This is a genomic window from Marinomonas rhizomae (assembly GCF_024397855.1).
In the GTDB taxonomy this organism is placed as follows: Bacteria; Pseudomonadota; Gammaproteobacteria; order Pseudomonadales; family Marinomonadaceae; genus Marinomonas; species Marinomonas rhizomae_A.
The window spans coordinates 79035-94608 of the sequence record NZ_CP073343.1 but is presented as its reverse complement, the minus strand read 5'-3'; the positions used below and the strand labels follow the sequence as shown (position 1 = coordinate 94608).

The following is a 15574-nucleotide window of genomic DNA, read 5'->3' as shown; positions in this document are numbered from 1 at the left end:
TGAAAGAAGTCCGCATAATCATCAAATGACTCTACTTACATCATCATTGCGTTGGAAGCGTAGATAATCCATACGGATAACGCGACAACCATCACAATAATTACAGCAGAGAATATAAATGAATAAGTGTCCAGCTTACCTTGCTCAGAGAAGTCCAAATGAAGGAAATACTTCAAATGAACAAAGATCTGAACAACGGCTAACAATACGATTGTTATATAAGTTGGACCTTTATCGAACGCTTCAGTCATTACCATCCAAAATGGAATACCAGTCAAAATTACAGACCAGATAAACCCTGTTAGGTATGACTTCACGCTACCGTGTGAATGCGCTTCAGAAGAATGATCGCTCATTAGATCGCCCCCATCAGATAAACAACGGTGAATACACAGATCCAAACAACATCCAAGAAGTGCCAAAACAAGCTAAGGCAGCTAAGACGAGTTACTGCTCGTGCTGTTAGGCCTGTTTTAGTTACTTCCATAATCATGATAAACATCCAGATCAGACCAGCAGTTACGTGTAAGCCGTGAGTACCCACAAGGGTAAAGAAGGCAGACAAAAACGCACTAGCTTGTGGACCATGACCGTTGACAATTAGGTGATGGAATTCATAGATTTCCATCGCAATGAATATAGCACCTAATAAAAACGTAACAGCCAACCAAGATAGGGTGCCTTTTTTGTTTTTGCTGTGCGCGCAAATCATTGCAAAACCGTAAGTGATACTTGAAACAAGTAACGCCGCAGTTTCAGCCAACACAAAGTCTAACTCAAAAATATCTTTACCAGACACGCCCCCAGCTGTGTTCATGAAAAGCACAGCGTAGGTAGCGAAGACGGATGCAAATAACAAACAGTCCGTCATTAGGTAAATCCAGAACCCAAATACAGTGTTTCCACCAGTATCATGGTGTTCGTCGTGATGTGCACCAGCTTCGTGAGCGTCGTGCGTATTCATATGTGTAGTGCTCATGATTACCCCTTAGCCACGTTATCTAGGTGCTCATTTTCGATCTGAGCGATTTCATCAGGCTGAACATAGTAATCAACATCTGAGGTGTAAGCGCGAGCAATAAAGGTCACGATTGAACCCACCAAACCAACAATTGCCAACCACCAAATATGCCAGATCATTGCAAAACCAAATGCCGTAATAAGGGCACCAATGATAATCCCAGCCTTAGTGTTCTTAGGCATGTGGATAGGTGCGTAGCTTTCTTTACGAACATAAGCAGTGCCTTTTTCTTTCATATCGGTAAACGCATCGATATCAGAAACAACAGGCAGTTCAGCAAAGTTATAGTACTGCGGCGGAGAAGCTGTAGACCACTCAAGCGTATGACCATTCCATGGATCACCAGTGGTATCCATGTTGTCCTTACGATCGCGGAAGCTGACATACAATTGTAGGAACTGACAAATGATACCCGCAAGGATAACAAAAGCACCAACAACCGCTATATATAGCCAGATGTTCCAGTCTGGGTTATCCGTGTGGTTAAGACGACGAGTCATACCCAAGAAACCCAGTACGTAAAGAGGCATAAAGGCTAAGAAGAAGCCGACCAACCAGCACCAGAAAGCCGCTTTACCCAATTTAACATTGAGGTGGAAGCCCATTGCTTTAGGGAACCAGAAAGCGAAACCAGCTAGATAACCAAATACCGCACCACCAATGATGGTGTTGTGGAAGTGGGCAATCAAGAACAAGCTGTTATGCAATACATAGTCAGCACCAGGTACTGCTAGTAGTACACCTGTCATACCACCGACAGTAAACGTCACCATGAAACCAAGCGTCCAAAGAACCGGTACAGTCACACGAAGGCGACCACGGTACATAGTAAACAACCAGTTAAATAGTTTCACACCTGTTGGTACCGCGATGATCATTGTCATCACACCAAAGAAGGCATTGACGTTCGCACTGGAACCCATGGTAAAGAAGTGATGCAACCATACGATGAAACCAAGAATGGAAATCGACGCTGTCGCCCAAACCATAGATTTGTAGCCGAACAAACGCTTACCAGTAAAGGTAGAAACGATCTCAGAGAAGATACCAAATGCTGGAAGTACAAGAATGTACACTTCAGGGTGACCCCATGCCCAGAACAAGTTGATATACATCATTGAGTTACCGCCGCCATCATTCGTGAAGAAATGGAAGTCTAAGTAACGGTCAAGTGTCAACATCGCTAGTACAGCAGTCAAAATTGGGAATGATGCGGCGATCAAGATATTGGCCCAAGTACAGGTCCAAGTGAAGATCGGCATATCCATCAACTTCATACCTGGCGTACGCATTTTGAAAACAGTCGCCAAGAAGTTAACTGCTGTTAATGTCGTACCTATACCGGATATCTGCAGCGCCCATATGTAGTAGTCAACCCCGACCCCTGGACTGTATTCCAATCCTGATAACGGTGGATAAGCCACCCAACCAGTTTTAGCAAACTCACCAAGGCCTAAGGAAATATTTACCAATACCGCACCAGAAACAGCTAGCCAAAAGCTTAAGTTGTTTAGGAATGGGAAAGCCACATCACGAGCACCAATTTGTAGCGGTACAACAATGTTCATCAAACCGATCATGAATGGCATCGCCATAAAGATGATCATGATGACACCGTGAGCCGTGAAAATTTGGTCATAGTGGCTTGGAGGTAAATAGCCTGGATCACCGTTCGTTGCAAGCGCGAGCTGCAAACGCATCATAATGGCATCCGCGAAACCACGAATAAGCATTACCAATGCTAGAACGATATACATAATACCCAGTTTTTTATGGTCAACAGACGTTAACCAGTCATTCCAGAGTACACCAAGCAATTTGTGTTTAATAAGTAGGAAAGCAAGTACACAACCAGCGATCGCAACGACACACAATGTGCCGATAACAATCGGGTCGTACGGAAGAGCGTCCCACGATAGTTTGCCTAAGAGTGCAGACATTATTTTCCAGCCTCCGTATGCATATCATGCGATGAGTCTTCAGACTCTCCATGATTCATATCACTGTGATTCATCTCACCGTGACCCATTTCGCCATGAATCATTTTAGGTTCAAAAGACGTTTCTTTCAGCAATTCAACTTGACCATGGTCTTTCATGAACTTCGTAACGTTGTTCATGAAAATACTCGATGCAATTGAGTTGTAGTACTGAACTGGAGTCGGTTCAATGTGATGCTCATCTAAATCATGCTCAGCAAGCTTTTCATAGGATGTTTGATCCAATATGCCATTATTGATGACATTATGAGATCCAGCTTTCACACCTTCTACCCAAGCGTCAAAATCAGCTTCAGTTTCCGTAGCGATTGCTTTGAATTTCATCCCAGTAAAACCAGCACCACTGTAGTTTGCAGAGATACCATCAAATGTACCTGGCTCATTTGCAATCAAGTGAAGTTTAGTCACCATGCCTGCCATTGAGTAAATTTGGCTACCCAATTGAGGAATGAAGAACGAGTTCATTGTGCCTTCAGATGAAATTTGGAAAGCGACAGGAACGTTAGCTGGGAATCTCAGTTCGTTGACTGTAGCAATGCCTAAATCAGGATAGATGAACAACCATTTCCAGTTCATAGAAACGACCTGAACATTGATATGATCTTTATCCGATTTCAAAGGCTTGTAAGGATCCAATGAGTGAGTAGATTTCCATGTAATCACACCAAGAATGATGACGATAACAATTGGAATAGCCCAAACAATGGTTTCAATTTTTGTGGAGTGCGACCATTTTGGTTCGTAAATTTCGTCACGGCCTTCACGGTATTTCCAAGCGAAATACAGTGTCATGAAGATGACAGGAATCACAACAAGCAGCATCAACAAAGTCGCAACAATAATTAGTTGCTTCTCTTCAATACCTACTTGCCCTTTAGGATCGAGCACACCACCCTGACAACCGGCGAGCAAGCCCACCATTAGCGCCAAAGCGACTTTACTTAGGATACGAGTTAACAAGAGAATCATCCTCTAACCCTTATGTTCACAAAACTGCCACCTGACAACCAAGCAACAGAACGAAAATCCGGCAAATGCCGGGTATTTCAGTAAAGATCACCACACTGAAAACAGTACAAAGACTATTACCTAGTTAACAGAATTAACGCAGCAATAGCTTTTTGGATCACCTAAATCTGAAAAGGGGAGCTCCACATCTCATCATGCATCGCGCCTCAGCACGACTGGGTTGCTCATTAGGAGCAAACACATGAAATAAAGAGAAGGCCAATTTCTGGCGAGCGGGGTTGATATTGACCATAACGGACCAATAACTAACCAATAATAGAGTTATAAATACGAGGCTAGAGGCTAGCCCCGCATTAAAAATAGGGTCGATATTAATAACACTTTGGTTATCAACAGAGAGAGGTGCAGCAATCAGTAAGAAAAAAATCAAAAACAAGCAAGACACGGTGGCAGCATGGCGTAAAGAATCCGCCAAGACACTGGATACCGAATGCACATAGTGATGCTGAATGTCTTGAAATTTGTTCAATTTATCCATCCGATTCATAAAATCAAAAGTGTAAAAGCCGTTTTTACTCGCTTCATACGAATTTAAGTGTGCGAAATATAGCAAAAATTATACAACCGCACAAAGTCTAGTTTAGCCTTTGTTCATGTTTGCTTCACGGTCTTTTTGTAAAAATTCACATTCTTGTCTTGAGCAAATCCTGCTGCCATAGCCCGCAACTACTAAGGTTAACAACCTTCTAAGGCATTTTTCTTACAATCAGTAAGGCTTCTTTTTTACCAAATTCGCACGTGACCAATTTTGAAGAATGTTCACTATATACGTCATTTCTTCCTCTTTTGGACCACTAAAACCTAATAAAAAACCAAATCGACAATTATTAGATTCTTTTTGTGCATAAATGTAGTGGTCAGACAAAGGAGAAAGTTGTACATCATCAAGTTTAAGTTCTTCGGCTATTAGCTGATCTAAAGCCACATCAGTTTGCACGATAGGAACAAAGGCAGACTTTAATTCAATTAATACATGCATGCCACCGCGAGGCTTCTTCCATTCGAACCAAGTCGCTAAATGACGCTCTAATAGCGCTAATAGAACATCTCGTTTAAGTCGATAATGACGACGCATTCGATTTACATGGCGATCAAAATGACCTTGAATCATAAAGTCTGCTACTGCAGGCTGTATTGGCAAGGATGCAGATGACCCCAGCACTCGCTGACTTTTATGTAATGTTTCGATATGTTTCTTGGGCGCAACAATAAAGCCAAGCCGTAAACCACGGAACAGCACTTTCGAAAAACTCCCAACAAAGAACACTCGATCTCGGGTTTGATCATGCACACTCGCCGTTTGCATAAAAGGCACATTGCTTCGCCCCTGATAGACAAACTCATTGTCGTAATCGTCTTCTATCACCCACCAGCTAGTGGAGTCATTTTGCAACGCCTGCAACCATTGCTGTCGTCGAGCCGCACTCATACTTACCCCAAGCGGGTATTGCCGATTCGGTGTAACAACCGCCACGTTCGAAGCGTATTCACTGACTGGCAAGCACGGTCCATCTTCATCAATCAAAAGGGCACCCGCTTTGGCAGATGAATCAATAGCTTGGCGAATTGGCGGATAGGTCGGCTCCTCTAACCACCACTTCATTGACGATCCTCCAGAACCACCTAATAACGTAACCGCATGTTGCAATAATAGTAGTGAATCCCGACTGCCAGCCGTGACAATAATTTGCTCAGCCGAGCAGTCAAGACCACGAACACGATACAAATAATCGACTATTGCGTCTTTTAAAGCAGGGTATCCAGCTGGATAGCCACCTTCCAAGACAGTGAAATCCGGCTTTAACCAACTACGTCGCATACTCGCAGCCCATTCCTTGGTAGGAAAGACAGACACATCAGCCCCCGCATCAAATGCCCATGTCAGTGGCGTTTTATGAGTAGATGCAGAGATAGGGTGAGATGACGTCGTGCGATGGTTCACCATGGGTAAAGCCGCAACAAACACACCACGCTTTTCTTCGCTGGTTAAAATACCTTCTGCGATTAGCTGATCATAAGCCCGTGAGGTTGTACTTCGAGAAACGCCCAACGAGCCAGCTAGCAAACGCGAGGAGGGTAATTTGTCACCCACAGATAACGCTCCCGAAACAATGCCTTGCTGGATTTGCTCAATCAACTGTTGGTAATAAGGAGCGCCTTCGTCATCAAGTGAAAAACGTAAACTGCCTATGCCGTGCTTCATATCTGGCCTGCTTTTTTATCTTAATTCTGGCTATTTTTATAAAAGCCAGTTTTCTCTAAAGTCTTGTTATAGCCAATCACCCATTGAGACACAAGGAGAGAATGCATGAGTCAGTCGCTAGAAGAAACGGCATTAAGCAAAGTAAAAAGAGGGCCGAACAGAGCCTCTTATGATAAAGACCTAGCGCTAGACATTATTGATGCAGCGCTAATGTGCCATGTAGGACAAACTAAAGATGGCCAAGTCTTCGTTACACCAACGTGCCATTGGCGTGACGGCGACTATTTGTATTGGCATGGGCATTCTAAGGCGCGCAACATCAAAGGTCCCATTGATGCAGCTGAAAAGGTCTGCATTAATATATCGCAGTTAGATGGTTTGGTAATGGCGCGCTCGGCATTTCACCATTCAGTAAATTATCGTTCCGTAACCTTATTTGGCGTACCAGAGCTGGTCGAAGACAAAGAAGAAAAAGTGCATCAATTCAAACTTTTCCTAGATAAAGTAAGTCCAGGTCGCTGGGAAACATTGCGCCCCGTCAACGAGCAAGAGATCAAAGCGACGGGAGTCGTGCGTATCAAAATAGACGAAGCCTCGGTCAAATTCCGAGCTGAGCCTCCTGTCGATGATCCAGCCGATAACGACTGGCCAGTGTGGGCAGGTGTTGTTCCCTTAAAAAGAGAGTGGGGCACGATTGAGCAAGACCCGAGTCAAACGGCGCACTATCCAGCGCCCAAGGCTCCCGATGCTTTTTAACCTCAGGGACAAGATCTGCATCAAAGGATCTTGTCCCTCCTAATCGAGCCTGCTAGTATCAAAAGCATGACGTATCTTATTGCACGATCACATCGATTTATCAGCCTCCGAGTCCCTAAACTGGACGCGGCGGCTTTGCTCTTTCTGAAATAACCTTTCAAAGACAAGCTCTCTCCGAGTCCTGACTCGGAGGAATCCAAAAGATTGCATTGAATTTTTTATCTTGGATTTATGGAGCTTTATTATGTCTACACACAACAACTATCTAACCCACGAGCAATTACTTCACGCACTGTCTCTACGCGACCTGAGCAACCCTTGTCACGGCATACATGCCATGCAGCAACTCATTAGCGAAGCTGAAACCGCAGTTTCATCACTTTGGCCTTGTTACTTACAACGTGTAAATGCCAATCCTATCGTGCCGGTCTACGAAAACTACGACGCCCTCGGTTATCCGACCGATGGTGCATCAAGAGACGCTCGCTACAGCCGCTATATTTCAAATAGCTTAATGCTACGCACGCAAACATCCAGTACTGTGCCAACCTGGTTAAAGAGTTGGCAAAGTCTGCGACCGGAGTCTATAGGGATAATCAGTCACGGATTGGTTTATCGTCGCGACTGCATTGATCGCTGGCATTGCGCAGAACCTCATCAACTGGACATCTGGATTGTATTGCCAAAACATCAAGCAGAAGACAATCAGATATTGAAAGAATCCATTTCAGCGCTGATGAAAACCTTGTTACCGAATCATGTCGTACAACAATCCAAATCGCCGCACCCTTACACCATGAATGGCATTCAGCTAGACGCTGTGGAAGATCAAGGTCTTATTGAAGTAGGCGAGTGCGGCAATATAGATCCAGACTTATTAACCAGAAATGGTTGGCCAGGCAATGACTATACAGGCGTCGCCATTGGGTTAGGATTGGATAGAATACTGATGCTGCGCAAAGGCATTCCCGACATTCGATTGCTTCGAGATCCAGATCCACGGATTGAGCAACAAATGCTCGATTTATCCCCTTGGAGGCCCGTCTCGCGACAACCCAAAGCCGAGCGAGATATTTCGATTGTGGTGGACCAAAATTGCGATATGGACATTATCGGCGATCAAGTTCGTATCGCCTTAGGAGAACAAGCCCATTGGCTAGAAGAGCTTAAACTTTTATCTCGAACACAATACCAACAGTTACCAAAATCAGCGGTAGAAAGGCTAGGAATGACGCCTTCACACGTCAATTTACTGTTACGCATTAGTTTGCGTCATCCAACCAAAAGCGTACCAACTCGTCTCGCTAACGAACTGAGAAATGAAATTTATTTATCGCTAAATCAAGGACATAACTACTTAGCAAACTAATTCAAACGGCCAACACCTACAACCCCCCAACCACTTTTATGCACTTTTTATGTGCATGGAAGTGGTTTTTTTCTTGCGGTTTTCCATAAAATCGCTACCCTTGCACACTTTTTTACGACTCCGCGCGTTTCTTGGAAAGGTCTTTTTATCAAAAAAATCTTTCCAATATTCAACCCACGAACAATAAAACAATCGATATTATCGAATAACGGGAGAGGCCTACATGGCAGCCATCATAGACTTTTTAAACACTATTTTCTGGGGCTATATCCTCATCTACGGGCTACTAGCAGTTGGTGTGTATTTCACCTTGCGTCTAGGTTTTATTCAGATCCGTCGGTTTCCAGAATTCATTCGTACTGTTCTAAAAGCACCACAATCAGATCGCGGCGGCATTTCGCCTTTCCAAGCGCTTTGTACCAGCCTTGCGTCTCGTGTGGGAACAGGCAACATGACAGGCGTTGCTGTTGCTTTGTTTTTAGGTGGCCCAGGTGCCATTTTTTGGATGTGGGTTGTTGCCCTCATAGGCATGGCGACCGCTTACGCGGAAAGCTCCCTTGCCCAGCTTTATAAAGTACGCGACCAAAATGGTCAGCTGCGAGGCGGCCCAGCGTTTTACATCAGCAAAGGATTAAAAGCTCCTTGGGCTGGCGCTGTTTTCTCACTCGCGCTTATCTTGGCTTTCGGTTTGGTCTTCAACGCGGTGCAAGCTAACTCGATTGCTGGAGCAATGAAAGGCGCATTCGGTGTAGACACAGGTGTAACAGGCTTAGTGATTATGGCTCTGGCCGCGATTGTTATCTTTGGTGGCATCAAGAAAATCGCTCGTTTTGCTGAAATCGTTGTGCCATTCATGGCGGTATTGTACCTATTGCTCGCTTTGTATGTGATTTTCAGCAACATAAACGACGTGCCTGCAGCCTTTGCATTAATCTTCAAAAGCGCGTTTGGTATCGAACAAGCTGCTGGTGGTGTATTAGGTGCGATGCTAAACGGGGTTAAACGTGGTTTGTTCTCTAATGAAGCGGGTATGGGTTCTGCGCCAAATATCGCAGCCGTAGCGACACCAAATCCTCATCACCCAGCATCACAGGGTATGGTGCAGTCTTTAGGTGTATTCATCGATACCATTTTGATCTGTACTGCCACTGCATTAATGATCTTGCTATCTGGTGCTTTGGGTAATGGTGAAACAGGGATTAACTTAACGCAAACCGCCTTGACGCATCATGTGGGCAGCGCAGGTCAGTACTTTGTCGCCGTCGCTATCTTCTTCTTTGCCTTTACGTCCATCATTGGTAACTACAGCTACGCAGAAAACGCGCTAACTTACCTAAAATGGGCAAACAAACCAGGCATTTTCATTCTACGAGTTTTAGCGCTAGCCATGATCCCTTGGGGTGCTTACGAAAGCGTCGCTATGGTATTCAATGCGGCTGATGCGGCTATGGGTCTAATGGCAACTATCAACTTAATTGCCATCATGATGCTATCTGGTTTAGTTGTGAAATTGACCAAAGACTATTTCAATCAATTGAAAACACATACACCAGTATTCAATTCAGAAGACTACCCAGAAATTCGTGATGATATCGACTTAACCGTTTGGGATGAAAAGCCAAGCAAATAAGTTCTACTGTTGTAAAACAGGCTTAGCCTTGTTTCAAACACAAAAAACCCGCTGACCAAGCGGGTTTTTCGTTTCTGGCTCTATACTTAAGGAAGCCTTATCTTGAATACTAGATTTTAGCCGCTAATTTATGCGCTAAACCATGCAAAAACGGCCCAGCAATAAAAGAAATAATGCCAGCAGCTGGCCAAGCGAGCACCCAAGAATGCATCCATAATTCAATAAAATCAGCTCTAGCGCCAATATTCAAAAAAGTAATCCACGCTGACATCACCAATGACAAAGTAAACGACATTAAGATGGCAAACAGTATTCTGTGTTTCATTTTTCTCTCCTGATTAACTTATCGCCTTCTCTAAATAGAGTGCCCCAGACGAAAAGTAAGTAAACGACTCAAACTCTTAGTTCATACTAGCAAACAACAATATTTGTAAATATACTGATTTTTTAAAATCAAAATTACGAAAATGCAAAATGCTTGATGACCTAAAGATTTTTATCACTGCCGCCAATAAACATAGTCTGACGGCTGCTGCCCAGCATCTTGATATGACTATCGCCACCGTATCTCGCCGTATCAGCGCTCTTGAGCAAAAACTTGGCTGTGAGTTACTACATCGTTCTACCAAAGGCCTCAAGCTCACGCCGGTAGGAGAAAGTTACTACGAAGAATGCGCCGAGTTTATCGATGCATTAGACCAGCGTATTTCTAATTTAGATCAAACGCTTAACAGTCTAATAGGCGACCTCAAAGTGCTCGCACCGGTGAATTTAGGCAGTGGGCCATTGGATGCATTTTGGCAAGATTTTGTTCAGAGACATCCCAACATCGAATTAAATATCGAGCTTAGCAATTCCCTTCAAGACATCAGAGACACTCGAGCTGACATTGCTCTACGTTCAGGCAATCAACCCAGCTCATCATTGATTCAGAAGAAACTAGGCCACATTGTTCCAATCTTAGTTGCTTCACCAAAAGCCTCCTTCTTACTCCCTAAAACGATAGAAGACTTACAGCAAGCGCCGAGCATTGCATCGCATATTTTTTCTGACTGGCTACTGATGAATCAGCAAGGAGATCTTCATCCACTCAACAAAGAACACCGACACCTTAGTAACGATATGACCATCACCCTAAATCTTGCTAAAGCGGGTGCAGGCATTGCCTTAATGCCCATGAGTATGGTGATGAATGCCCTTGAAACGGGCGAACTGGTTCGAGTTTTACCTGAATGGCGTGGTCAAAATCGAGAGATTTTTCTTGTCTGGCCTTATCGACGTAGCTTATCAGCCAGAGCCAAATTATTGCGCGACGAATTAACTCAGTTTCTCGAGCAGCAAACATGGTTTCACTCAAGCCCTTAGCCTAAAAAGCAAGAGTTTAAAAAGACAACTTTGGTTACACTATCATTCGAATAACGACAGACCCGCTCTAAACAAGGATCAACATGGAACACTTACTCTGGTGGCAATACGCCTTAATCGGCGCCATTTTTATATGGAGCGGCTTTGTCCGCAGTGGCTTAGGATTTGGCGGCGCCGTACTCGCTTTGCCTTTCCTATTGTTAGTAAAAAACGATCCTTTGTTATTTTTACCGATCATTTCCATCCACCTTCTGGTGTTTTCCAGCTGGATTGCATGGCAAGGATCAAGAGCGACAAAACAACAAGCCAAGCTCGCAGCTGAGCGCGGTGAAGCACCACAAGAAGCACAGGGCAACATCGCTTGGGGTTATTTAAAAAAAGCCCTCGGCATCATGATAGTGCCGAAATTGATCGGTGTATTTGGCTTATTAACCTTACCGGGCAACATAGTGACAGGCGTGATTTTTGTCATCGTCGCCGTTTTTGCCGTGTCTTACATATTGAATAAGCCGTTTTATACCAACAACAAATTCCTCGACACCATTTTCCTCATGCTTGGCGGTTACGTTAGCGGCACCTCCTTAATCGGCGCACCGCTCATCGTCTCCGTCTTCGCCACCAAGGTCCCACGCCACCAACTGCGTGATACCTTATTCGTACTTTGGTTCATTCTGGTAATGATCAAAATGGTGTCCTTTCTCATCGCCGATATCGACTTACAACTGATCCATCAATTGTGGTTACTACCTTGCGCCTTGATTGGTCACGTCTTTGGACAAAAACTACACAACCGCATTCAAAAAGCCGAAACACCCGTCTTCTTCCAATTCGTCGGCTGGGCGCTACTCACCGTCTGCGGATTTGGCTTGTACTCGACGTTTATGCTCTAGTCCGCAGTTTTGCCTTCAGATTTTTCGGTACCTGTCACTAGATCAACCCTCGCTTCGGCGCTAAAGCGAGAACGCCCGCTAGGTGTCCTTTGACTAGACAGTTTTGTAGGCCGGATGAACCGAGGGACGAGGTGTAATCCGGCATTACCACATATCAAAAAATACATGGCATCATCCTTTTCTTCGATCAAAACAACGCCGGATTACGGTCGTCCCTCCCTCATCCGGCCTACAGATTGAGTTAATTGATCTACAAGGTAGACGATGGATTGATACTCGATGCCGCTGTGTTCGGTTAAGCCAATCTCGCAGGTGCGGCTGTTGGAATAGCCCGCTTCGCAGCCTTCTACGGCTTTGGCTAGGGTTTTCAAGGCGCTGGCGTTGAGCTCTGGAGTGGAGAAGCCTTTGTCGCCAGCAAAGCCACAGCAGGTAATGTCTGGCGGAATCACCACTTCGTCAGCCAGTTGATGAGCAAGCTGTACGAAGCTGTCAGCGAGCCCCATGCGGGTTGTGCTACAAGTCACATGCAGGGCGATTTTGCTGAGTTTTTCCTTCACCGTGAGATTTTGCATGACATGGGTCGATACAAATCCAACTTGCTCGTGCAGTTTTAAACAAGGATCAAGGCTTTCTTGCATTCGTAGCAAGCAAGGGCTGACATCGCAGACGATAGGGATTCGTCCGTTATCGCTGGCTTCGAGTAGTAAATTATTGAGATCGTTGGCTTTTTGGTTGGCAGCGTCGAATTGGCCTTTGGATTGAAATGCCATGCCACAGCATTGGTTTTCGATGTCTTTGGGTACAGTGACTTTGTAGCCTGCTTTTTTCAATACAGAGAACATCACCGCCATGACGGAGCGTTTATCTTCGGCATTCGGCCCTGCGCCCATGACGCGAGTCGCGCAGCTGGGGAAGTAAATCACTTCTTTCTGCCTGTCATCCGCTTGCATCTCATTACTTTGAATATCATTACATTGAATAACAGGAATAGACTTCAAAGGGGACGCTGCGCTGGGTATTTGTTTATGCCACTTCGGTACAGCGCCTTGGGAAACTTTATTCATTACCGAGGTAATGGCCGTCATTCCTGAATCGCCAATAATACGACGCGTGCCGCTGGCAAGGTTGAGGCCGACTTTGGCTGTTTTGGTCACGCCTTCAAAATGATCAGCAATCCAATAACCGACTTTGCTGTCTGGGTGACGATCATGGCGTAATTCACGGGTTAAATCGCCGGTATTGATGCCAACGGGACACTGCATCGAACACAAGCCACAGCCAGCACAGGTATCAACCCCTTGATAATCATACTCTTTTTTCAGCTCTGCTAAGCGTTTCGGATCTGTACCCATTGCGGTTAATCGCTGAATCTCACGCCAAATCACAATGCGCTGACGCGGCGTTAAGGTAATGGATTTGGACGGACAAGAGGATTCGCAGAAACCACACTCAATGCAGGTATCTACCTTGTCGTTTGCCTTTGGCAAAGGCTTGAGGTTCTGCACATGCAAGTTGGCATTGTGGGATAAAATCACATCTGGGTTCAGCAAGCCTTGCGGGTCAAAGGCGCGTTTGATTTCCCACATGATGTTATAAGCTTCTTTGCCCCATTCCAATTCCACATAAGGCGCCATGTTACGGCCCGTGCCATGTTCTGCTTTTAGCGAGCCTTGGTATTTCACCGCAACTAATTGCGCGACTTCATCCATTAACTGCTCGTAGCGTGTCACTTCCTCCGGATCATCAAAACCTTGGGTAAAAACAAAGTGCAAATTGCCTTCTAATGCATGACCAAACAAAATCGCTTCACGGTAACCATGTTTTTGAAACACGCCTTGTAGCTCCAAAACACCTTCCGCAAGCTGTTCGACAGGGAAGGCGACGTCTTCAATGATGACAGTAGTACCAACTGGTCGCACCGCACCAACGGCAGGGAACAAGCCCTTGCGAATCTTCCAATAGGAATCGTAGATGACTTTGTCTTGAGTAAATTCAATAGGATTCAGTGTTTCTTGGCCACTTAATGCTTGTTTCACTAAGGCTAAATTGGCTTCTAATTCGTCGGCATCAGCCGCGCGTACGTCAACCAATAAACCGGCCGCCTGTGAACCTAAAGACGACAATATTTCCGGCATGCCCGGTTTGCCCTCTACGGCTCGCAGGCCCGCGCGATCTATCAATTCCACGGCAGACACAGGTGAACTTTTTAACGCCGTCACCGCTCGACAGGTGATTTCCATATCGTCAAAAAAGATCATCGCTGCCGCTTTTATTGGATGATCAAGCACGGTTTCATAGGTCACTTCACTGATAAAACCCAAGGTGCCTTCGGAGCCAATCATCAAATGCAGCAAGATATCAAACGGATCTTGGTAATCGGTTAAGCTGTTTAAACTGTATCCCGTGGTGTTTTTTAGACGATATTTGTGTCTGATTTTTTCGGCTAATTCTGAATTGCCTTGCACGCTTTTAGACAAACGATTGAGCGTATCGAGCAAGTCAGCGTTGCGATTGCCAAACGCCAAACGACTGGCCTCGTCCGCGGTATCTAACAAAGAGCCATCGGCAAAAATCAGTCTTGCGCTTTTTATAGTGTGATAGCTGTTCTGCGCTGTGCCACAACACATGCCGCTGGCGTTGTTGGCAGCGATTCCACCAATCATACAAGCATTAATAGATGCTGGGTCAGGGCCAATTTTACGCTGGAAGGGCGCAAGCAGTTGGTTCGCTCGCGCGCCAATTATGCCAGGCTGAAGCGAAATGCTGTGACCATGTTCATGTACTCGATGACCTTTCCAATTATCAGACAATTGTATCAAGATAGAATCGGTTACCGCTTGCCCAGATAAACTCGTTCCTGCCGCTCGAAATGTCACTGGGAAATTGCGCTTTCTGGCTTCTTTCAGCACCAATTGCACTTCCACTTCATTATCAACTCGTACCACCAATTGCGGAATCAGCCGATAAAAACTCGCATCCGTGCCGTACGCCAAGGTACGCAGTGGATCACGGATCAATCGAGATTCCTCAATCGCGCCACTTTTCGCGTCTTTCAAAGCAAAATACACATCGCGATATTGAGCGGTTTTATCAGCAATTGAGTCTTTATCAGTTGTGGCTGTGTTCATCAGAAGTCCCACGGCGAGTCGCCTGTTTTTTATTATTCATACTAAAAATTAACGCTAGACAAATTGGTAATACCAATTTACCTTTTAAATATAAGGCACAGTAAGAAGTCAGATAAACTTTGTCAACTGATAGTTTAGTAGATATTTCGTGAATTTTAGCAGCAAGATTAATTGGTTTTACCAC

13 protein-coding genes are annotated in these 15574 nt (G+C 44.9%); 5 read left to right on the top strand and 8 right to left on the bottom strand.

Features of this window, described 5'->3' with window-relative positions; all coding sequences use genetic code 11:
- Nucleotides 1–35: 35 nt before the first annotated feature.
- The 6 genes from cyoD to pdxR form a co-directional block, all read right to left on the bottom strand.
- The gene (gene cyoD / locus KDW99_RS00405) at nucleotides 36–356 is read right to left on the bottom strand and encodes a cytochrome o ubiquinol oxidase subunit IV (protein WP_255827375.1); all 321 of its coding nucleotides are present in this window, start codon (nucleotides 354–356) and stop codon (nucleotides 36–38) included.
- Nucleotides 356–979 carry a cytochrome o ubiquinol oxidase subunit III gene (gene cyoC / locus KDW99_RS00400; protein ID WP_255827374.1) on the bottom strand — a complete coding sequence of 208 codons (624 nt, stop codon included), beginning with the start codon at nucleotides 977–979 and terminating at the stop codon, nucleotides 356–358. The genes cyoD and cyoC overlap by 1 nt, the downstream gene beginning before the upstream one ends.
- A 2-nt stretch (nucleotides 980–981) precedes the next feature.
- Nucleotides 982–2961, bottom strand: a complete 1980-nt coding sequence (gene cyoB / locus KDW99_RS00395) for a cytochrome o ubiquinol oxidase subunit I (protein WP_255827373.1) — start codon at nucleotides 2959–2961, stop codon at nucleotides 982–984.
- Entirely contained in the window at nucleotides 2961–3989 is a 1029-nt protein-coding gene (gene cyoA / locus KDW99_RS00390) for a ubiquinol oxidase subunit II (RefSeq protein WP_255827372.1), read from the bottom strand. Before cyoA ends, cyoB begins: the two co-directional genes overlap by 1 nt.
- 157 nt (nucleotides 3990–4146) lie before the next feature.
- Nucleotides 4147–4518, bottom strand: coding sequence for a hypothetical protein (locus KDW99_RS00385; RefSeq protein WP_205113077.1), 372 nt, complete (start codon nucleotides 4516–4518; stop codon nucleotides 4147–4149).
- Nucleotides 4519–4755: 237 nt separating this feature from the next.
- Entirely contained in the window at nucleotides 4756–6252 is a 1497-nt protein-coding gene (gene pdxR, locus KDW99_RS00380; protein ID WP_255827371.1) for a MocR-like pyridoxine biosynthesis transcription factor PdxR, read from the bottom strand.
- A gap of 105 nt (nucleotides 6253–6357) precedes the next feature.
- On the opposite strand from pdxR, the gene KDW99_RS00375 reads away from it, so the two are divergent.
- From KDW99_RS00375 to KDW99_RS00365, 3 genes are all read left to right on the top strand, one after another.
- Nucleotides 6358–7008: a pyridoxamine 5'-phosphate oxidase family protein gene (locus KDW99_RS00375; RefSeq protein WP_255827370.1), complete on the top strand. Its 651-nt coding sequence runs from the start codon at nucleotides 6358–6360 to the stop codon at nucleotides 7006–7008.
- 244 nt (nucleotides 7009–7252) lie between these two features.
- Entirely contained in the window at nucleotides 7253–8377 is a 1125-nt protein-coding gene (srmL, locus tag KDW99_RS00370) for a PheS-related mystery ligase SrmL (protein WP_255827369.1), read from the top strand.
- A gap of 223 nt (nucleotides 8378–8600) precedes the next feature.
- On the top strand, nucleotides 8601–10007 hold the full coding sequence (locus KDW99_RS00365) for an alanine/glycine:cation symporter family protein (protein WP_255827368.1): 1407 nt from the start codon (nucleotides 8601–8603) through the stop codon (nucleotides 10005–10007).
- 109 nt (nucleotides 10008–10116) lie between these two features.
- Here KDW99_RS00365 and KDW99_RS00360 read toward each other — a convergent pair whose 3' ends face one another.
- Nucleotides 10117–10332, bottom strand: a complete 216-nt coding sequence (locus KDW99_RS00360) for a DUF2798 domain-containing protein (protein ID WP_110576395.1) — start codon at nucleotides 10330–10332, stop codon at nucleotides 10117–10119.
- 149 nt (nucleotides 10333–10481) lie between these two features.
- Between KDW99_RS00360 and KDW99_RS00355 the strand changes: the two genes are divergently transcribed.
- Both KDW99_RS00355 and KDW99_RS00350 read left to right on the top strand, forming a co-directional pair.
- The gene (locus KDW99_RS00355) at nucleotides 10482–11372 is read left to right on the top strand and encodes a LysR family transcriptional regulator (RefSeq protein ID WP_255827367.1); all 891 of its coding nucleotides are present in this window, start codon (nucleotides 10482–10484) and stop codon (nucleotides 11370–11372) included.
- A gap of 83 nt (nucleotides 11373–11455) precedes the next feature.
- On the top strand, nucleotides 11456–12262 hold the full coding sequence (locus KDW99_RS00350; protein ID WP_255827366.1) for a TSUP family transporter: 807 nt from the start codon (nucleotides 11456–11458) through the stop codon (nucleotides 12260–12262).
- A gap of 203 nt (nucleotides 12263–12465) precedes the next feature.
- Here the strand turns inward: KDW99_RS00350 and KDW99_RS00345 are convergent, their stop codons facing one another.
- The gene (locus KDW99_RS00345) at nucleotides 12466–15390 is read right to left on the bottom strand and encodes an FAD-binding and (Fe-S)-binding domain-containing protein (protein ID WP_255827365.1); all 2925 of its coding nucleotides are present in this window, start codon (nucleotides 15388–15390) and stop codon (nucleotides 12466–12468) included.
- Nucleotides 15391–15574: the final 184 nt, after the last annotated feature.